The 20,684-nt window shown below is 68.8% G+C and carries 9 protein-coding genes; 1 reads left to right on the top strand and 8 read right to left on the bottom strand.

Annotated features, from left to right (window positions below; translation table 11 throughout):
* Nucleotides 1–108 precede the first annotated feature (108 nt).
* The 7 genes from KOI47_RS26680 to KOI47_RS26705 all read right to left on the bottom strand — a co-directional run bounded on the left by KOI47_RS26680 (nucleotide 109) and on the right by KOI47_RS26705 (nucleotide 16,952).
* Nucleotides 109–1,665, bottom strand: a complete 1,557-nt coding sequence (locus KOI47_RS26680) for an adenylate/guanylate cyclase domain-containing protein (protein ID WP_216208997.1) — start codon at nucleotides 1,663–1,665, stop codon at nucleotides 109–111.
* A 4-nt stretch (nucleotides 1,666–1,669) separates the two neighbouring features.
* Nucleotides 1,670–5,047: a pyruvate carboxylase gene (locus KOI47_RS26685; RefSeq protein ID WP_216209000.1), complete on the bottom strand. Its 3,378-nt coding sequence runs from the start codon at nucleotides 5,045–5,047 to the stop codon at nucleotides 1,670–1,672.
* 222 nt (nucleotides 5,048–5,269) lie between these two features.
* A complete protein-coding gene (locus tag KOI47_RS26690) occupies nucleotides 5,270–5,569 on the bottom strand; it encodes an immunity 53 family protein (RefSeq protein WP_216209003.1) in 300 nt (99 codons plus the stop codon).
* The gene (locus KOI47_RS26695) at nucleotides 5,562–12,347 is read right to left on the bottom strand and encodes an RHS repeat-associated core domain-containing protein (protein WP_216209006.1); all 6,786 of its coding nucleotides are present in this window, start codon (nucleotides 12,345–12,347) and stop codon (nucleotides 5,562–5,564) included. The genes KOI47_RS26690 and KOI47_RS26695 overlap by 8 nt, the downstream gene beginning before the upstream one ends.
* A 70-nt stretch (nucleotides 12,348–12,417) precedes the next feature.
* Nucleotides 12,418–15,159 carry a LamG-like jellyroll fold domain-containing protein gene (locus KOI47_RS26700; RefSeq protein ID WP_232376269.1) on the bottom strand — a complete coding sequence of 914 codons (2,742 nt, stop codon included), beginning with the start codon at nucleotides 15,157–15,159 and terminating at the stop codon, nucleotides 12,418–12,420.
* Nucleotides 15,156–15,605 (bottom strand): hypothetical protein, encoded by a 450-nt coding sequence (locus tag KOI47_RS35905; protein ID WP_232376270.1) that lies wholly within the window; start codon nucleotides 15,603–15,605, stop codon nucleotides 15,156–15,158. Before KOI47_RS35905 ends, KOI47_RS26700 begins: the two co-directional genes overlap by 4 nt.
* A gap of 381 nt (nucleotides 15,606–15,986) precedes the next feature.
* Entirely contained in the window at nucleotides 15,987–16,952 is a 966-nt protein-coding gene (locus KOI47_RS26705) for a S8 family peptidase (protein WP_216209009.1), read from the bottom strand.
* A gap of 133 nt (nucleotides 16,953–17,085) precedes the next feature.
* On the opposite strand from KOI47_RS26705, the gene KOI47_RS26710 reads away from it, so the two are divergent.
* Complete coding sequence (locus KOI47_RS26710) at nucleotides 17,086–18,516, top strand: alpha/beta fold hydrolase (RefSeq protein WP_216209012.1); 1,431 nt, start codon at nucleotides 17,086–17,088, stop codon at nucleotides 18,514–18,516.
* A gap of 11 nt (nucleotides 18,517–18,527) precedes the next feature.
* Here KOI47_RS26710 and recG read toward each other — a convergent pair whose 3' ends face one another.
* On the bottom strand, nucleotides 18,528–20,684 hold the full coding sequence (gene recG, locus KOI47_RS26715; protein ID WP_216209015.1) for an ATP-dependent DNA helicase RecG: 2,157 nt from the start codon (nucleotides 20,682–20,684) through the stop codon (nucleotides 18,528–18,530).

Below are 20,684 nucleotides of genomic sequence, written 5' to 3' on the forward strand. Positions count from 1 at the left end.
CGCGTGCGGGGCAAACCCGGTTACCGGAACGGCAAACTCGGGTACGTGGACGGCCAACGCGTGCGCGTGGACGGCAAACACGCGGATGTGGACGGCAAACACGCCGGGTCAGGGGGTGGGGACGGCGAGCAGGGTGGGTTCGGTGCGGCCGCGGAGGGTGGTCTCGTCCGTGGCGGTCCAGCGGGCCGCCTCGTCCTCGGCGGCGGAGCGGACGGCGCGCATCGAGGCGATCGCGCGACCCGGCACGGACTTGGCCAGCTCGGTCAGCCGGGCCGCCTCGTTCACCGGGTCACCGATCACGGTGTACTCGAAGCGGCTCTCCGCGCCGACGTTGCCCGCCACGGCGGGGCCGGCGGCCACGCCGATCCCGGCCTGGCACTCGGTGATCTCGGCGGCCAGCCGGGAACTCAGCACCCTGGCCGCGGCCAGCGCCGAGCCAGCGGGATCCGGCAGGTCGTGCGGCGCACCGAACACCGCCAGTGCCGCGTCCCCCTCGAACTTGTTCACCGAGCCACCGTGCGCGTGCACCTCGGCGACCACTACGGCGAAGAAGCGGTTCAGCACGTCCACCACCTCGGCCGGTGGCCGGTTCGCGGCCAGCGTGGTGGACCCGATCACGTCCACGAACAGCACCGCGACCTCGCGCACCTCCCCGCCCAGCTCGATCCGGCGGGACAGCGCGTCCCTGGCGACCTCGTGGCCCACATGCCTGCCGAACAGGTCCCGGATGAGTTCGCGCTCGCGTAGCCCATCGACCATCCGGTTGAACCCGGACTGCAGCAGGCCCAGCTCCGTACCGTCGAACACCACCACGCCCGCACTCAGGTCACCGCGCTGCACCCGCTGCAACGCCGCCCGCACGGTCCGGATCGGCGCGACCGTCGCCCGCGCCATGAACACCACGATCAGGCAGCCGAAGACCAGGATCACCGCTCCGAGCGCGAGGATGGTGATGGCCAGCTGGGTGGTCGGCACGTCCCCGCGCACCAGGGCGAACACGGCGGCGATCATCAGCCCGGTCACCGGCACACCGGAGCCCAGCCCCCAGGCCATCAGCATCCGCACCGTCACCCCGGACACCATCCGCCGCCGCGGCGCGGGGCCCCTGGACAGCGCCCTGGCCGCCAGCGGCCGCAGGGCGAACTCGCTGAGCAGGTAGGCGTTCGCGCACACCACCAGCCCGCCGAAGCCCGCGGTGAACGCCACCTTGAACGCGGCGTCCGGCAGCTCGATCGCGTAGATCGTGGTGAACAGCGCGGTGCCGACCAGCCACAGCACCGCCTGGATGCCGAACAGCCGCAACGGCACGCGCAGGGTGGCCCTGCGGTCCCGCTCGTCCGGGTCCTGGTCTTCGAAGGCCCAGCGCAGCACCCGCACGGCACGCAGGGTGCCCCACAGCACGCCGATCACCACAGCGACCAGGACGTAGGCCGGCACCACCACGAAGTTCACCACCGCGAGGTCGGCGGTGAACACGCTCGGGCCGGGTAGCACCAGGGTGATCAGCGCGACCACCACGACCGCGCCGATCAGGTTGGCGAGCACCAGCGAACCGGTGAGCAACACCCTGACCCGCAACCGCAGCAGGGTATCGTGCTGGTCGGCACCGCCCAGCAGGAACGACCCGAACGGCCGGGCCACGCGCGGGCCACGCTCGGTGGACATGCGGCTAGTCCAGTACCAGCAGCAAGTCTCCGCCTTCCACCTGTTGCACGGTGGTGATGGCCAGCCTGCCGACGGTGCCCGACTCCGTGGCGGTGATCGCGGCCTCCATCTTCATCGCCTCGATCGTGGCCACGGTGGCACCCGCCTCCACCTGGTCCCCCTCGGCCACCGCGAGAGTCACCACCCCGGCGAACGGCGCGGCCACATGCTTGGGGTTGGCCTTGTCCGCCTTCTCGGTCACCGGGACGTCCGAAGCCACCGAGGTGTCCCGTACCTGAATCGGCCGCAGCTGCCCGTTCAATGTGGACATCACGGTGCGCATGCCCCGCTCGTCGGCCTCGCCGATCGCCTCCAGCTCGATCAGCAGCCGCACCCCCGGCTCGAGGTCCACCGCGTGCTCCTCGCCGGGGCGCAGGCCGTAGAAGAAGTCCTTGCTCGGCAGCACGCTGGTGTCGCCGTAGGCGGCACGGTGCGCCTCGAACTCCTTGGTGGGCCCGGGGAACAACAGCCGGTTCAGGGTGTCCCTGCGGCTCTCGGCCAGCCCCTTCCTGTCCTCCTCGGACAGCTCGACCACCGGCTTCGGCTCGGCCCTGCCCTGCAAAGCCTTGCTGCGGAAGGGCTCCGGCCAGCCACCCGGCGGGTCGCCGAGCTCGCCACGCAGGAAGCCGATCACCGAGTCCGGGATGTCGAACTTGTTCGGCTCCGCCTCGAAGTCGGCGGGCGACACCCCGGCACCCACCAGGTGCAGCGCGAGGTCACCGACCACCTTGGACGAGGGAGTGACCTTGACCAGGCGGCCGAGCATCCGGTCGGCGGCGGCGTACATGGCCTCGATCTCGGTGAACCGGTCGCCGAGCCCGAGGGCTCGGGCCTGGCTGCGCAGGTTGGACAGCTGGCCACCGGGGATCTCGTGGTGGTACACCCGGCCGGTCGGGGAGGCCAGCCCGGCCTCGAAAGGCGCGTAGATCTTGCGCACGATCTCCCAGTACGGCTCCAGGTCGCCAACGGCCTCCAGGTCGAGCCCGGTCGGGCGCTCGGAGAAGTCGGTGGCCGCGACGATCGCGGACAGCGAGGGTTGCGAGGTCGTGCCGGACATCGAGGACACGGCGCCGTCCACGGCGTCCGCACCGGCCTGCACGGCGGCAAGGTACGTGGCCAGCTGGCCGCCCGCGGTGTCGTGCGTGTGCACATGGACCGGCAGGTCGAACTCCTTGCGCAGTGCCGAGACCAGCCGGGTGGCCGCGGGCGCCCGCAGCAGGCCGGCCATGTCCTTGATGGCCAGCACATGCGCCCCAGCCTCGACGATCCGCTCGGCGAGCCGGAGGTAGTAGTCCAGCGTGTACAGCTTCTCACCCGGATCGGAGAGGTCCGAGGTGTAGCACAGCGCCACCTCGGCCACGGCCGAGCCGGTCTCCCGCACGGCCTCGATCGCGGGCCGCATCTGCTCGACGTCGTTCAGCGCGTCGAAGATGCGGAAGATGTCGATCCCGGTGGCCGTGGCCTCCTGCACGAAGGCCTGGGTGACCTCGGTCGGGTAGGGCGTGTAGCCCACGGTGTTGCGGCCCCGCAGCAGCATCTGCAGGCACAGGTTCGGCATGGCAGCACGCAGGGCGGCCAGCCGCTCCCATGGGTCCTCGGCCAGGAAGCGCAGCGCCACATCGTAGGTGGCGCCGCCCCAGCACTCCACCGAGAGCAGCTGCGGGACGGTGTGCGCCACCACCGGCGCCACGGCCAGCAGGTCCTTGGTGCGCACCCGGGTGGCCAGCAGGGACTGGTGCGCGTCCCGGAAGGTGGTGTCGGTGACCCCGATGGTCGAGGACTCCCGCAGCCAGCGGGCGAAGCCTTCCGGGCCGAGTTCGGTCAGCTTCTGCTTGGACCCCGGCGGCGGCTGCGCGCCCTCCGGCAGGCGGGGCAGCTTCTCCACCGGGTTGATCAGCCTGGGCCGCTCGCCATGCGGCTTGTTCACCGTGACGTCGGCGAGGTAGGTGAGCAGCCGGGTGCCGCGGTCGGCCGAGTGCCGCGCGGTCAGCAGGTGTGGCCGTTCCTCGATGAACGAGGTGGTGACCCTGCCCTCCTGGAAGTCGGTGTCGTCCAGCACGGCCTGCAGGAACGGGATGTTGGTGGCCACCCCGCGGATCCGGAACTCGGCCACCGCGCGCCGGGCCCTGCCGACCGCGGTCTTGAAGTCCCGGCCCCGGCAGGTGAGCTTCACCAGCATCGAGTCGAAGTGGGCGCTGATCTCGGTGCCGGAAAAGGCGGTGCCGCCGTCCAGCCGGATCCCGGAGCCGCCCGGCGAGCGGTAGGCGCTGATCATCCCGATGTCCGGCCGGAAGCCGTTGGCCGGGTCCTCGGTGGTGATCCGGCACTGCAGGGCCGCGCCGCGCAGGTAGATCTGCTCCTGGGTGAGCCCGAGGTCGGGCAGCGTCTCCCCGGCGGCGATACGCAGCTGGGACTGCACCAGGTCGACGTCGGTGACCTCCTCGGTCACCGTGTGCTCCACCTGGATGCGCGGGTTCATCTCGATGAACACGTGCCGACCGTCGGCGTCCAGCAGGAACTCCACAGTGCCCGCGTTGCGGTAGCCGATCTGCTGGGCGAACGCCACCGCGTCGGCACAGATCCGGTCGCGGGTCTCGGCTGGCAGGTTCGGCGCGGGCGCCAGCTCCACCACTTTCTGGTGCCTGCGCTGCACCGAGCAGTCCCGCTCGAAGAGGTGGATCACGTTGCCCGCCCCGTCGGCCAGGATCTGCACCTCGATGTGCCGCGGCTGCACCACGGCCTTCTCCAGGAAGACCGTCGGGTCGCCGAAGGCGGACTCCGCCTCGCGGGAGGCGGCCTCGATGGACTCACGCAGCGCCGCGGGCTCGGACACCCGCCGCATGCCGCGCCCGCCGCCCCCGGCGACGGCCTTGACGAACACCGGGAAGCCGAGCTCCTCGGCGGCGGCCGCGAGCACGTCCGGATCGGAGCTCGGTTCCGATGAGCCCAGGACCGGGACCCCGGCGGCCCTCGCCGCCGCCACGGCGCGGGCCTTGTTCCCGGTCAGCTCGAGGATCTCCGCGCTGGGGCCCACGAAGGTGATGCCCGCCTCGGCGCAGGCGCGGGCAAGGTCGGGGTTCTCGGACAGGAATCCATAGCCGGGGTAGACGGCGTCGGCGCCAGCCTGCCGCGCGGCGCGCACCACCTCCTCGACGGAGAGGTAGGCCCGGACCGGATGTCCCGGTTCGCCTATCTCGTAGGCCTCGTCGGCCTTGAGCCGGTGCAGCGAGTTGCGGTCCTCGTGGGGGAACACGGCGACCGTGCCCGCACCGAGCTCGTAGCCAGCACGGAACGCACGGATCGCGATCTCGCCTCGGTTCGCGACGAGTACCTTGCGGAACATGCCCGGTCCTTCCCATGGTATGAGACACGTACGGATCGGTAGCTGACGAACGTTACCGCGTAGGTGCCGGTGACCGGGAGTTCCGGGCCCGGTGATGGACATCATCACCCGGCGGGCGACCGGGCGACCACTCGACAGTGGATCTTCCACCCAAACGATGAGTGCGCCGCCAAGAACCCACCAAAGGGAACGTGGCCAACAACACACTCATGCTCTTAACACTCATTCGCTGACATCAACAAATTCACGAAACTTGCCAAGCGCCTCGTCCAGGTTGCCGGGCCCACACGCCACCTCAAAAACACGACCATCCGAGCGCCATGTCATCCAGTCAAATTCATCCCGGTCGACGGAACAAAGATCCATGGAGACACCCTGAAAATTGGTGTCTTCCAGGTCAATCCTTATCAGCCATCCCGGGTTGTCGATGGTTTCTATTTTTACACCATACTGATGCTCCCAATCTTGATCACACCAACTTCGGTACCACCGCTGCAGAAATTCAATATTGGTCTCAGCCACCCGGAACCTCCCACGGCTCGGCCGGACGAACCCCACCAGGGATACCTGGCCCTTGAACGTGGGGCGTTGGAACTGACTCCAGAGTCTTCTTGTTCACATGTGGACCACCAACGACGTCGACCCGCTTCTCAATATCAAATCCATTTGGGTTCGCAGGGTTCTCTTTATAGGTCGTGTACCCGGTAATCTCATCATCAGCATTGCGCTTGATCACAGTATGTGACCCCTCCGCCTGGGGATCAATCCGCGCTTTCCTGCCACCACGCCCTGCCGGGCAGTTGTGGTTGAGTATCTCGGTGTTGCCTGCGGCCACGTGGTAGGTGTGAATACCGCTGACGGTGAGGTTGTACACCGGCCCAACCGCGGTCCAGGAACGGACCCCGAGCACCTGCACCCACGAACCCGAACCCGTCCGCAACCACGTACCCGGCTCCACACTCGCCGCAGGCACCCACTCCCGCAACTCCGGCACCCAGAACGGATGACCCTCCGTAGCCACCACCGTACCCGGCAACTCCACCCCAGGACGCTCACCAGCCACCGTCAACTCGACCAGGTCCTTCGCACCCCGACCGACGATCGTCGCCACGACCTCCCGCGGACCGGACTCCCCCGACACCGGATCAGCGGCCAGCACCTCATCCCCCAGCCGCACATCCTCAATCGCCCGCCGACTACCGTCGGCCATCACCACCAAGGTTCCCGCCGCGAAACTGTTACACCCGGATCTCTTGAAGATCCGCTTCGCCGCCGCCCCCACCGCCGCAAGCCGAGCCCGCGCGGCAGCCACCCGGCGCTCCCACCGGAACCCGTCGATCACCGCAGCGACCAGCTTGCCCGCGTTCTTCAGTGCCTTGAAGATCTTGCCGATCGGTAAGGCGCCCACCAGCGCCGATACGCACGAACCGAGACCACCGCCCTCGAAGCAGTCCTTGACATCCGTCAGACCGACCAGGTCCGCCGCGAGTTCCGGGACCTGCTCGACGGCGTGGTCCCACCAGGTCTTCTTCGAAGCCGCCTCGGCGCGCAGCCGCTTGTACTCCTCCTGGCTGATCTTCATCTCGCGCAGGGCCTGCGCCTCGGCCTGCCGCCGCTGCGCGTAGATCCGCCGCTGCTGGGCCCGCCACCGCTGGTTCCTGCCCTCGATGCGCTGGAAGCTGCGAACCATCGACTCGCTGTAACCGCGTTTGCGCATCCAGTAGGTGCGATTGTTGATGTAGTTCGGGTCGCGCATGGCCTCGCCGCTGCCGCAGAGGATCCCGTCCGGCCCGCATGCCGCGCCCATCATCAGGCCGGTCGGGTCGGAGAAGGTCACCGGGCTGTTGCTGGCGTATGCGTACCCGTTGATCTGCTGCGGATCGGTCAAGTCCATCAGCGGGTCCGCCGAGATGAAGCGGCCGGTACCCGGGTCGTACTCGCGCGCGCCGACGTGGGTCAGGCCGGTGGCGTCGTCCACCCCACCGACGAAGCCCTGGTCACCCGGCCACGACTCCGGCTCCTCGCCACGCGGATTGCCGAACGGGTCGAAGTAGCGGCGGGTGACCGGCAGGCCGTCCGTGGCGGCCACCCGCGCGGTGCCGGTGCCCTGGTGGTCGCCCATCAGCATCGTCACCCCGCCGACGGAGGAGCGCACCGCGACCGTGGCGTCCCCATGCTCGTAGAACCGTTCGCCGGTGACCTCCCCGTTCCCGGTGTTCAGCGCCAGTTCCATCCCCGGCAGGTACAGCACGACCTTGTTCGGCTCGCGCTTGATCAGCCGGTCGCCTGCCGCGTCGTAGATATACGAGCTGACCTGACCGTCGGCGTGGTTGACCTTGGCCAACTTGCCCTCGGCATCCCACTCCAACGTCTGCGTGTCGCCACCGATCGTCCGGGAGGTGGTGTTACCGGTGGAGTCATAGCCGAACTCGTCCCGCGCCGTACCGTCCGGCCCGGTCCTGGTGACCGCGCGAAGCGTATGCGGCTGCTCCTGCCCGGCCGCGGGATAGTCGAAGGCAAGATCGACATCACCCTCGGCCGTGTGCTTGGTCTGCGTGACGCGGTTGCCCGCCTTGTCGTAACCGAACTCCTGCCAGTACGGGGCCGCACCACCCAGTCCTGGCACGGTCGGGTCGGCCGCGCAGTCTCCCGAGGACGGGGTGAACGCCTCGGTCAGACGGCGCAGGTAGTCGTAGCGGAAGCACTGTACGTCCGACGGCCCGCCCGTCGGCTGGTCGGCGATCCGGGTGATGTTGCCTGCCGGGTCATAGGAGTAGCTCCGGTCGGCGATCCGTTGCCCGGTGTCGGTGTTGCGGTCCAGGATCGTCTCGGCAAGACGCCGCGTGCCTTCCTCGTAGTTGTTGGTGATCCAGGTCTGCTTCGCGCCCGAGCCCAGGCTGACGCGCAGGGTCTCGCCGTACGGCGAGTAGAGATGTTCCTGCGCGTACACGTCGATCCCGTACGTCTTTGTCGGCAGGCCCAACTCGTTGTACTTGTGGTAGATGTTCTCGGCTGGCAGACCACCCGCGGCCGGCATGGTGGTCGAGGACACCCGGCCGGTGTTCGGCGTGTAGCCGGCCCGGAACGTGTAGGTGCCCGCGAGCTCACCCTCGCGCTCGGGAATGGTCACCTGCGATTTCGTGACCCGGTTCTGGTCGTCGTACCAACCGACCGCGCGCGTGTACGCCTGACCGTCGACGAACCGGGTCGACGCGGTCGGCAACCCCTTCTTCAGGGTGTCGTAGGTCCACTCGGCCAGCTTGGTGCCGGTCTCGCCGCCTTCGAACATCCCGGTCTTACGACCAAGCTGATCGTAGGTATAGGTGAGTGTTCGTCCCCTGGAGTCCGTGGTGGACGCCATCCGGTCGAGGTTGTCGTAGGTGTACGTGGTCGTACCGCGGTCGGGATCGATGTCCTTGACCTTGCGTCCGAGGACGTCGTACTCGTAACGCCAGGTGTTCCCGCTCGGGTCGGTCAGCGACTCCAGCCGGCCCTTGCGGTTGTAGGTGTACCGGGTGGCGTCATAGTCCCCTTCCGGTTTGTCCCCGTGGTACTGCCGCCGCTCGACGACCTGTCCCTGCGCGTTGGTGATGACCGTGGTGGGCGTGTCCCCGGTGGGAGGAGTGACGTGTTTGCGGTCACCCTCGTGGACCGTCCGGGTTTCCCACTGCTTCTTGTCCAGTTTGTAGTAAGTCACCGCGATCGGCTGCTGGAGCGCATCGAACCGGGTGATGGTCTGGTTCGGCACCGGGTTGTCCAGCACCCCGTGCAGCGTGTCCGCTGGTGGCTGCTTGTTGTAGTACGCGGCGTTGGTCTTGGCCTGCAAACCCCGGGAGTCGTACCAGGTGTCGGTGAGCACCCGGCCACCACCGGAGGCCGGGATCTGGGTCTGGCGCTCCCGTAACAGCCCGTCGTAGAGGTCGTAGGACACGTTGTAGCCGTCGTCGTCGCGCAGCGACTTCGTGGTCACCACCGTGGGCGCATCGGTGCGGTAGGCGTAGCCGTACTCGACGCTGGGCTTGTCCCCGGCTGCTTTGGACTGTCCAGGGAACCAGACCTTGGTGAGCCGCCCGAGCGGGTCGTACTCGGCGTCGGTGCGTTCCCCGTTGGGACCGACCTCCGCAACCGGACTGCCCCATTCGGGTGCCAGTTCGTCAACCGACACGTGTCCGAGCGCGTTGGTCGTGGTCACCTTGGTGGCCGGTCCGGTGGCCGGGCTGTACTCGATGGACGCCTTCGCTCCCGCGCCGTCGGTACGTTCGACCGTCCGGCCGTACGCGTCATAGGAAGTGCGGGTGACCAGCTGATAGCCGGTGCCGTCCCAGCGTTCGACCAGGGTGGGTTCGCCCCTGGTCGGCGGCTCACCATGCGGCTTGCCGTCGTAGCTGGTGCGGACGTCGCTGATCACGTCGGCGTTCGAGCCCTCGCCGTCCGCGCAGGGAAGGGCGGTCTTGCGTTCCCGCGAGACGGAGGTGAGCATCCACTTCGTCGTGCTGCGCGCGTAGGTGGTCCGGGTGCACGTCTCGTCACCCTTGACCGCGAGGTCCCCGGCGTCGTCGACCTGCGTGATCAGCCCTTGGTCGTTGAACATGCGGGTGACCTCGGTCCGGCGCCAGCTGCCGTCCGGGAGCAGGGTCCGGCCGCGCACGGCGGCCTTGTCCAGCAAGAAGGCACTATCGTCACCGCGGCTGGCGGTCGGGCCGCGTAGCCAGGGATCGTTCACCGAAGCCGAGAGCACGGTGTCCCCGTCGAACTGCCGGGTCTCCCGCGCGAACCCGGCCAGCCGGTCGTGATCCTCGACGCGCCCGCCTTCGGAGTCGGTGACCCACACGTCGCGCTTACCGCCGCCGGGCAACCGATCGCCGTCCATACCGCGCAGGTACAGCGTCTCACTCACCGACTGGGTCGTGCCCGGCTTGCCGGTGATGGTGCGGACCTTGGAGTAACCACGCCACTGGGACCAGGTTCGATGCTCAGGCTTGGCGAGATCATTGTCGTCGAAGTGCCACGCGGCACCGCCGAGGTATTCGTAGGCGGTGCTCATCTGCGCTGACCCGCCGGTGCGATCGTCGACGACCACCTGGGTGACGACGTACCTGTGGAACCAGTCCAGGATCGGCTCCGGCGCGTACTCCGGGGTCCACCAGGTCGGGTAGCACCGCATGGTGTTGGACTCCGGGTTCGCAGGCATTCGCTCCCCGCGGCGGCAGTCCGGTTCGGAGTAGGTGACCTGGGTGTAGCCACCGGTCTCGTTGCGGATGCCGACGATCCGGTAGCGAGTGATCGACGGAAGGTCCTCATCCGCGTTCACGCGGTTCTGCAGGGCGAGCCCGCCGAAGGTGAGTTCCGGAGTGGACGCGCTACCCCCCACCTTCCCGGTGTGCGTGATGCCGGCCAGCCACAGCGCGGGTGCGGATCCGTCGCGGGATTCCGGGAACTGGTGCCGCAGTGACCATGAGTTGACGGCCTGCCAACCGGGACCGGACTTGATCTGCGTGGTGACCTTGGTCAGTCGCTTGCGACTGAAGAACGTGGGGGCGTACCGGCCGTCACAGCTCTTACCGGAATCGCAGATCTGGTCGAACGGAACATCCGGCCACGATTTCGCGGTGTCCTTGCCGAGCTGCTCAGGGGCGCAGGTGATCTCGCCGTCCGACAGGCACCGCTCGCTCATGCCGAACAGAACACGGGCCGCGGCCGTCCCGTACAGATCGTCGCTGCGCAGGCCGTACTCGACTCGCTCGAGATAGCCACCACGGGTGTACGACGTCCCGGCGTCCGCCGTCTTGTTGCGCCCGTAGTGATTGGTCTCCGCACCGTAGTAGTAGGTGACCACGTTGCCCTGTGGGTCGACGCTGTAGTCGAGGTTCCACCGCCAGGCCTGCTGGCACCAGGACGCGGCGAAGGTCGCCTGGTGGCAGGGTTCTCCGGCGTGGTTGCCGAACACGGGTGCCGACCAGGTCGAGTGGGTCTCCGGCTTGCCCGCGCTCCAGCCGGGCAACCGGTTCACGCCGAGGAAGTACTGGGTTCCGTCCGTCGACGTGACCTTCCAGTGCTCGCCGTTGTCGTCTCCGTTGTGTGCCCCGGTCAGCCGCTCGATCCGGGAACCGTCGTCGTTCTCCGGGCGCCAGGTGCCGGTCGCCTGGTCCCGGACCAGTTCGGTCGATGTTCCACCGAGCACCATCGTGGCGTTGTCGCCTGCCCAGCACCGGTCGCCGGTCTCGGTCTGCCCCTGGTTCCCGCCGAGGTCCTCGGAGCAGGGCCGGTAGCGGCGTTCGATGTATCCGCCTCCGTTCAGCTCCCAGCCGTCGCCGACCACCGAGGCCTGGTTGTTCGTCGTGCTCGTGCGACCGTCGAGCGAGCTGGACGAGTAGCCCAGCGCCAGGCTCGGTACGTCCCCGGACGGCGACGGCGGCAAGTCGAACGGGTGGGAGTAGCTGAAGGCGCCGCTCGACCCGCCTGCCGACCACGAGCCCGTCGGAGACAGCTTGGTGGCGGTGAAAGTGCCCCCCGGCCCGCTCGGGTCGGCGGCCACGGCCAGCAACATGGTCGCGGGGGCGGATGCGTCCGTGGCCCTCGTCTGTTTCTCCTGAACCAGCGGGACCTCGGCCGCGACGTACCTGGCCCCCTGGTTGTTGTCCGTACGCACTGGGGTCGGCTTCCGGCACTCGGGCCGCTCCGGGGTGGTCACCGCGCAGTCCGGGTAGCGTACGAGGCGTAGCCGGGCGCCGTAGTCACCACCGTAGGCGTGCTCGAATCCGGAGTAGTCGATTCGTACCGCCAGCTCGCCGGCACGCGCCTCGCCGACATCGGTGACGCGGAGCAGGGTACCCGCCAGTCCCAGCTCGGCCGAAGCGTCCTGGCCGAACGTCTCTACGCGCACGCGGTCCTCGACCGGAACGGCCGCGGTCCGGCTCTGCTCGGCCGCCTCTCCCGGGATCCGCCCCACTTCCACCGGCAGCTGCCCTGCCTGGCGATAGTCGACACTCGCGCCTGCCCCGTGCACATCGGTGTCCCGTTGCGCACGCAGGGTCCGCACGGGCAGCTCCACCTCGGCCCGCGCCGCGGCGGGCCAGGCCGGCTCCGGCAGGGCGCGGCCTGCCCGCTGCTCGGTCTGGCTCTCCGGCAGATCGCGTACCGGCACGGGACCGCCCGGAACGGACTTCTCCTGCTGCAGTGCGGGCAGCTTTGCCACGGTATCCGTTCCCGGTGGTGCGGCGACCGCAGGCGCCAACGATCCGCCAAGCACAACGCACAGCGTCATGATCATCCCGGCTCGGTACAGCCGTCGCACCCGCACGATGAACACCTTTCTCATCACGAAGCTGGAATGAACCAGGCGAACCGGCCGCCCATGACCGGAAACAGGCTCAGAACCGCACCGCCAACTGGCCGATCTCCTGATCGGTCGGTACTCCGGAGTACACCTTCACCTCGTCTACCAGCCCGTTCCACGGGTCGACGTCGCGCCCGTCCCAGCGCCCACGTCCGAGCAGCAGATCTCCATTGCCGTTCCAGCTCTGCGCCCCCGGGGTGACCCCGGACAGCTGGCCGTTGACGTAGATCCGGGCCTCGTCGGCCACCGCGTCGTAGACTCCGGTGAGATGGGTCCATTCACCGGCTACCGCATCACCGGCACTGGTAGCCAGCCATGCACCCTCCTGAGCGGCAGTGCCGGTGAGCCCGAAGTTCCACTTGTTGTTGTCCGGGCGGTACTGGAGCCAGAACGGAGACGCGGTGTCACCGAACACGCTCACCGCGGTGTGGTTGCCAATGAGCTCGTCGAGCCGGACCCAGGCGGCCACGGTGTACGAGCGGTCCGTGCGGATCGCCGGGCGTGGGGCACGGACGAGCCCGGTACCCGGCTCGGCGCCACCGATCACCCGGACACTCGTGAACTCCCCGGTATCCCACGACGCCGTGCCCTCGAGCGTCGCGTTCCGCGCGGTGACCTCGTCCCGGGTTGTCGTCCCGGCACCTTCATCCAGCGCGTAGTACGCCCGGACGACCGGCTGATTGGCCAGCAAAGCGGCCTCGCTGTCGACAACGACGCGCTGGTAAACCCGGACGTCGTCCACCATGCCGGGGAAGGCGTCCACGCGCTGGCCGCTCCATTTCGCCCCGCCGATCTGGAAGTCACCGGTCGCATTCCACCCACTCGAGTAGGGGGTCTCCCCGGCGAGCACACCGTCCACGTACAGCCGCAGCTTGTCCGCGCCGTCGTCGTAGACGGCCAGAAGATGCGTCCAGACCCCGACCTCGACCGGTTCGGGCGACCGCACCCGTACGTGTCCGGTGCCGCCCCCATCAACGTCCTCTGGGAACATGGCGAAACCCCACTCGCCTTCCGGAGTGGCCTGCAACTGGAAGGCGCTCACCCGCGCACCATCCTGCGAGGCCACCGCGGGCCAGCGGCCGATCGCGTCCAGCTTCGCCCAGGCCGAAACCGAAAAACTGCCCGAGGTGTCCACCACCGGACCCTGGCTGTGCAGCCGGTCGTCGACCCCGTCCAGTAGCACCGCCTGCCCCCGGTACCCCGCCTCGTCGACGGTGGCCGCACCGGCCGCGGTGAGGGCGTGGCCGTTCCCTGTCCCGTCAGCGAGATCACCGTCCAGGGCCCAATGGCTGGTCAGACCGGGCTTCAGCGGGTCGTCGGCCTTGACGAACACCCGGTACCGGTAGATCTCCGACCGGTTTCCCGCCCGGTCGACCGACCGGAGGAAAAGCGTCTGCGGCCCATCCAACGTGGGGGTCCACTCGATTGACGCGCCGCCACCGAGTCCGTTGGCATCCACCCGGTTCTGCGGATCGTCGGTCTGCTCCTCGGTGAACGAGTACAGGTAGTACTGCACATCTGAGGTGCCTGCCGCGTCGAAGCTGAAGGTCCCGGTCTGGCCGAGACCACCCGAGGGCGTATCGAACGGGTAGTCCGTCGAGGTCACCGCGGGGAGCCCCGGTGGGGTTCGGTCCACTGTGAACTCACAGTTGCCTACCCAGTTCGAGCTCAGTTCACCATCGGATGAGTGCACCGACCAGTTGTACGTTTCCTGCTCGGACAGCGCGCTTTCCGGAACGTCGACCTGTGCGAACGAGCCCGAGGGCACACCGGTCGCGCTGTAGTTGCCGACCAGCGCACCGTCTCCGGCCGGGCCGCGATGCAGGGCGAACCGGCCGGTCAACGAACCACCGTCCGGATCGGTGACCCTGGCGCGGAGCTGGGGATCGCGCACGCCGACATACGGTCGAGCGTCACCTCGCGCACAGGGCAGCAGGCCGCCTTCCATGCCAAGGGAATCGGGGGCGTTCGGGTACGAGTTGTACCGCACCTCCAGTACCGGGTTCAGGTCGAACCGGCGCCATGTCTCCAAGTCGGCGTTGCTGGCCTTGAGCATGACGGTAATCGCCGGCCAGTACTCTCGCGCACCCTGCGCCACAGCATTGGTCACCGAGAAGTCCGCACCGCCGTGGCTGGGACAGTACTTGACGTTGTTGGACACGCTCGTGGTGTCGAGCCTACGAACCCATCCCGGCTGGTTGTGCCAGGTAGTGCCGGGGCCGATGGGATGGGTCAGCCACAGCTCGGTCGGATCACCGTTGCAGGCGTAGGAGTGAATAACGCGGGTACGCAGGGTCGCCGAATGGATCTTCTTACCCCGGACCCCCAGCATATTCATTTCCAGATACGACCTGGAGGTCGACGTTTTCGGGTAGTTCGACACGCCTGCCTTGAGGTCGCCGAGATCGCCGTCCGTCCTGTCGTAATTGCGCGCGTCCGGCCAGGCACTTTGTACGACGACGTGGTGATTCTTCGAACCGGCCCAGTGGTAGCTCGGGTCGAGGAATACCGGATAACTCGTCCGTGCATCCGTGAGGAACTCCCGGTCCGGCGCTATCGTGATCGTGTCCTGGCCGACCTCGACGCCCATCGCGGCCTTCCGACCTCCAGCCGGACCCCTCACCCGGTCGGCGTAGCTGCCGGCACCGGAGGAGTCCCACATCCGCGATGCGTCACCGCGGAACAGCAGGTCGCCATCGGCGTCCAGCACATCGAGCCCGTCGCCGGCGTCGGTGGTGCGAAAATCCCGGGCCCCGGCATTCCGGTGGGCATTCATCGAGGCGTCCCGGAGGTGCGCGCCGAAGGCGATTCGCTCCAGCTTCGGGTTTCGCGCCGCCTCGGGCGTTTGACTACGAGGACCTGGCTGAATCCGGTCGGCAGGGCAGTGACCACCAGGTCCACCTCCGGCAGCACGCCGGGGTATGTCGCGGACGGACCGTCCAGCACCGGTTCGGGCAGTGCGTCCGCCCAGCGCAAGCCGACCTCGTGCCCTTGCTTGGCTGCGACGACCAGCGGCATGTCGGCACCGCCCCGGGACAGCCGGAGATCGACCGAGGCGGCTACCGGACCGATCGAACCGTCCGGGCGATGGGCGAGGGTCAGGTCCGTCGGCCGCCACTGACCACCCTGCCGAACTCGCACCGGGTGCCGACTCTGCGTCCAGGTGAACGTCCCGTCCGGGTTGGCGACCACCTCTTCGGTCTCGGTAACCCGGTCGGCCACTCGTATTGGTTGGCCATGCTCACGAGCCTCCTTCGAGGCCGCGGCTTCTCCATGCACCGCCGAAGGTGCCGCTTGTGCCGGAACGAGTGGAACGGCGGCGAACGTCGCACCGACGCACGCCGCGAGCACGCGCACGCAAGCACGGCGGTACCAACGAGAACGCGACATGCGGTCCCCCCAACAACAAGCGCGTCCCCGAACACGCCAACCAACGAGGTCAGCGTGCACGTTCGCATCCGCCGAACCTGCCGGGAACCTCCGAACGGCCTATTTCGAACGAAAGCAGGTCACGACCGGACACGGTTCCGTATAGTTACGGAAACACGTTCGAGCGAGATCACCCGAATGAGGTAACGAGGCGTATCGGAAGTGTTTCTGCCCTCATTCCTCAGCGGTGCCGGCGTTCTGGTCGGGTGTCTCCGGAGTCAGGGTGTAGAGCAGCCGGTTCGCCGTGCCCTCCGGAACCCCGGACAGCGCTCCTTCGGTCGCGTTCGCCACCAGTGCCGCGCTGACCTCGGATGCGGGGGTGTCCGGGTGCCGCGCGCGGTACAGCGCGGCGGCGCCCGCCACATGCGCGGCGGCCATCGAGGTCCCGCTGCGCCGGGCGTCCTTACCGCCAGTGGCTGGTGCCAGGATGTCCACGCCGGGGGCGTACAGATCGACCGCGGCGCCGGAGTTGGACTTCGGGGCGGCCTCGTCGGACTGGTTCGCGGCGGCGACCGTGAGAACCTCCGGCACCCTGCCGGGAGAGAACTCCCCGGCGTCGGAGCCCGATCCGCCGGCAGGCACCGCGACCGGCATCACCTCGGTGAGCCTGCGCACCGCCTCGTCCACCACCTCGTTCGGCGGCCCGCCGATACCGAGCACCGCCACCGCGGGCTGCTTCGCGTTCTCCAGCACCCACTCGATCCCGGCCAGGATGGTGGCCGCGCTGCCCCCGCCCTGCGCGTCCAGTACCCGGACCGGCATCACCCGCGCCTGCTTGGCGATCCCGTACCGCTCACCCGCGATGACCCCGGCCAACTGGGTCCCATGTCCGTTGCGATCGGTGGCGTGCTCGTCGTCGTCCACGAAGTCCCTGCCGGGCCACACCCGCCCGCCGAAGTCCGGATGCGTGCCGTCCACTCCGGTGTCGATCACGTAGGCCGTCACGTCCGCGGCGGTGGTTTCGTACCGGTAGAGCTGGTCCAGCTGGTCACCGCCGTCACGCTGGTCGACCCGGTCCAGGCCCCAGCTCGGCGGGTCGACCTGTTCGCCTGGCTCTGCCGCGGCCGGAGCGGCCAGGGCGCAGACGGCCAGCACCGTGGCCGCCGCCGCGACCGCCGACCGGGTTCGAAGAGTTGCCATGGCCCTGGCTTACCTCCTGCCGTGCACCGCGGCAACACGCGGCGTCCACCGATCGGGGCACCGACCCCTAAGTGCCGAACTCCGGGATCGTGCCCGATGCCCGCGCCGGCGGCCCGTCGATAGGTTCCGGCGCATGCAGACAGCAGCCAGAACCCTGGCGGCGATCACGATGGTCGCCGCCGGGCTCATCGCGCCCTCCGCCGCTGCGGCGGACGACGAACTGGACTGGGGCCCGTGCCCCTTCGACGCCGGTGACTCCGGCGCGGAATGCACGACGCTACCGGTCCCTGTGGACTACCACGATCCGAGCGCCGGGACCATCGACATGGCCGTGTCCCGTGTGCGCGCGGCGGACCCGGAGGCACGCCGGGGAGTGCTGGTCACCAACCTCGGCGGGCCGGGAACACACCTGGGATCCGCGGCCTGGTTCAGCACGCTGGCACCGGAGGCCGTGACCGACGCGTACGACGTGGTCAGCTTCGACCAGCGCGGCTTCGGCCACAGCTCGCCGGTGTCCTGCGAGCTTCCCGCGGACCAGCAGCAGCTCATCCCGTGGCCGCGCCAGGGTGGGTTCGACGAGAGCGTGCGCGTCGCGCGCCAGGTCGCCGATACCTGCGTCCGGCAGGGCGGGCCGTTGCTGGCTCATATGGGTACCGCCTACGTGGCACGGGACATGGACCTGATGCGGCAGGCCCTGGGTGCGGAACGGATCAGCTACCTCGGCATCTCCTACGGCAGTTACCTCGGCACCGCGTACGCCTCACTGTTCGGCGAGCATACCGACCGGGTGCTGCTGGAGAGCGTCGCCTCCGCCGGGCGCATGTGGCGCGGACACTGGCAGCGCAGCATCGGCCCGGCCACGGATCGGAGGTTCCAGGACTTCGCCGAGTACGTGGGGGACGACGGCGCGTATGACCACTACGTGTCGCTCGCCGAACGGCTCGGCCGGGAACCGCTGACGGCGCCGGATGGCGTGCTCGGCGGAGGACGATTCCGGTTCGCCATCTACTCCGCACTGTACGAGGACGAGAACTTCCCGCTGCTGGAAGAGCTCGGCAGGGCGGTCGCGAGCGGGGATGCCGAGACCGCCGTGCGGCTGGCAGGGCGGTTCGGCGCCGGGCGTGCCGATCCCACCGGACGCAGGGCCGCCTCGCTGCTCGGGGTCACCTGTGGTGACGGGCAATGGCCCCGCTCGACCGCGGTGTACCGGTTCCAGGCCTGGCTCGACGCCGCCCGGTACCCGCTCACCGCTGGGACCGGTTCGAACATCTGGGCCTGCGCTTTCTGGCCGTACGAAGTGGACGAACGGGTACGTGCCGACCCGGAGGGCCCGCGGAACATCCTGATCATGAACAACACGCGGGACCATGCCACACCACTCACCAACGCCAGGGAACTGCGTGCCAGCTTCGGGGAAAGGGCTCAGTTGGTCACCGTGGAAGCCGGGGGCCACGGAGCGTACCTGTGGTCGGCGAACACCTGCGCCCGCGACATCGGGACCGGCTACCTGATCGGTGGTCCACTACCCGGCCGTGACCTGTCCTGCCCGCCCGAACCCCGCTGAACCCCGCCTTGCTAGGTCTTCTCCAGGTACTCGGCGCTGTCCGCGTCGACCAGTTCGGACACCAGGTGTGCCAGGCCGAGGTGCGCGCCGAGCGAGGGGTCGTCGCCCACGATCTCCTGCGCCCGCTCCCGCGCCTCGGCGATCGTCTCCTCGTCCCGCAGCAGGGACAACAGTTTCAGCCCGGACCGCTTCCCGGACTGCGCCGAACCCAGGATGTCCCCCTCCTTGCGCAGCTCGAGGTCCATCCGGGACAGTTCGAAGCCGTCCACCGTGGACTCAACGGCGGCGAGCCGTTCCCTGGTGGTGGTCCCCTCCAGTGCCTCGGTGACCAGCAGGCACAGCCCGGGCACCTGCCCCCGGCCGACCCGGCCACGCAGCTGGTGCAGCTGGCTCACCCCGAACCGTTCCGCGTCCATGATCACCATCACGGTCGCGTTCGGCACGTTCACGCCGACCTCGATCACCGTCGTGGCCACCAGCACATCCAGGGTGCCCGCGGCGAAGGAACGCATCACCTCGTCCTTCTCCTCGCTGGGCATCCTGCCGTGCAGGGCACCGACCCGCAGGCCATGGAGCGGCCCCTCCGCCAGCTCCGGCGCCAGGTCCAGCACGGCCAACGCGGGCCGCTTCTCCCCCTTGTCCGCAGGCGGTTCGTCGCCGATCCGCGGGCAGACCACATAGGCCTGATGCCCCTTACCGACCTCCTCGACGACCCGCTGCCAGGCCCGGTCCAGCCAGGCCGGTTTCTCCGCCACCGGCACCATCGAAGTGGAGATCGGCGAACGCCCCGCAGGCAGCTCGCGCAGGGAGGAGATTTCCAGGTCGCCGTACACCGTCATGGCCACCGTGCGGGGGATCGGGGTGGCGGTCATCACCAGCACATGCGGGCTGGTGAAGTCCGTACCGCGGGAACGCAGCGCGTCCCGCTGCTCGACGCCGAACCGGTGCTGCTCGTCCACCACCACCAGACCGAGGTCCGCGAAGGACACCGTGTCCTGGATCAGGGCATGCGTGCCGACCACGATCCCCGCCGCACCGCTGGCCACGTCCAGCAGCGCCTGTTTGCGTTCCTTCGCCGGCATCGAGCCGGTGAGCAGGGCCACCCTGGTCGCGTTCTCCGCGCCACCGAGCTCCCCGCCCTGGGCCAGATCGCCGAGCAGTTCGCGCAACGACCGGGCGTGCTGCGCGGCGAGCACTTCGGTCGGCGCCAGCATGGCCGCCTGCCTGCCCGCGTCCACCACCTGCAGCATCGCCCGCAGCGCCACCACCGTCTTACCGCTGCCGACCTCGCCCTGCAGCAACCGGTTCATCGGGTGCTCCCCGGCGAGATCCCCGGCGATCCGCTCGCCGACCTCGCGCTGTCCCTCGGTGAGGTCGAAGGGAAGCCTGCCGTCGAACTCCGCGGCCAGCCCATCCGGCTTGCGCGGGCACGCGGGCGCGGGCCGGGACACCGCCGAGTAGCGGCGCTGCGCGAAGATCAGCTGCACCGCCATCGCCTCGTCCCACTTCAGCCTGTGCTGCGCGATCTCGACGGCGTCGCGGTTCGGCGGCCGGTGGATGTTCTCCAGCGCGGAGCGCAGGTCGGTGAGGCCGTAGCGGGCTAGCAGCTCGGCAGGCATCGGATCCTCGTCCGGATCGAAGGTGTCCAGCACCTGCCGCACCGCCCTGGTGATCACCCAGGACGCGAGCCCCTCCGCCGCCGGGTATACCGGGATGATCCGCCCGACGAAGTCGTCCACGGTCGAGGTCTCGTAGTCGAGCGCGTCGAGCAGCTGGTACTCGGGATGCGTCAGCTGCAGTGTCCGCCGGAACTCGGTGACCTTGCCCGCGAACAGGCCGGTGCGCCCGGGACGCAGCTCCCGGTCCCGCCAGGCCTGGTTGAAGAACGCGCAGGACAGCTTCCGCTTGCCGTCGGTGATGGTCACCTCGAGCACCGTGCCGTTGCGCGACTTCATCCTGCGCTTGCTCGTGTTCTCCACCCTGGCCATCACCGTGGCGTGCTCGCCGACCTCGAGACCGGCGATATCGGTCAGCTCGCCCCGCTCGGCGTACCGGCGCGGGTAGTGCCGCAACAGGTCGCCGACGGTGTGCAGGTTCAGCCCGCTGGCCAGTGCCTTGGCCGTCTTGTCGCCGAGGAAGGGTCCCAGCGGGTCACGTAACTGGCTCAT

The sequence above is a fragment of the Amycolatopsis aidingensis genome (assembly GCF_018885265.1).
Lineage (GTDB): Bacteria > Actinomycetota > Actinomycetes > Mycobacteriales > Pseudonocardiaceae > Amycolatopsis > Amycolatopsis aidingensis.